Consider the following 457-nt stretch of genomic DNA (forward strand, 5'->3'; position numbering starts at 1 on the left):
TATTTTTCCCCCCAATGCCGCCGTTCGTCGGTTCATTGTACAAGTCCCAAACGATAATTCGCTTATCATTTTTGAAACGGGTTAAAACATCTTTCACATACTTTTCCAATTTCGGATGTTCCCGTTGGTCAACGACCATTTGATGTCCCGGCGACGGCGACCAAGCCCAAAAGAACCAGCCCTCTAACGGTTCGGGCTGCTTGCCGATTTTCGGGTCTCTGTTTGTTCCGAAAGCACAATCGTCGAAAAACGCCGGCATCGCAACGATTTTGTGTTTTTCGCAAATGTTCAGAAATTTGTCAAGCGTGTTGAGAAAGTATTGCGGGTCATCTTCATAGACGGCGTACTGCATAATGAAGCGGACACTGTTGATACCGATACTTTCTGCAAGGGCGAGTTCTTTGTCAATGAGTTTGGGATTAAAACTCGTTTTATCCCACATCGCCGTATAATTGAT

1 protein-coding gene is annotated in these 457 nt (G+C 45.3%); it reads right to left on the reverse strand.

All coding sequences use genetic code 11. The features are described 5' to 3' along the window. Positions 1 to 442, reverse strand: a 442-nt coding sequence (locus tag ASC50_RS04515) for a cellulase family glycosylhydrolase (RefSeq protein WP_226995400.1), incomplete at its 3' end; no start/stop codon positions are given. Between the last annotated feature and the right edge of the window lie 15 nt (positions 443 to 457).

It is taken from the genome of Candidatus Symbiothrix dinenymphae (assembly GCF_001431085.1).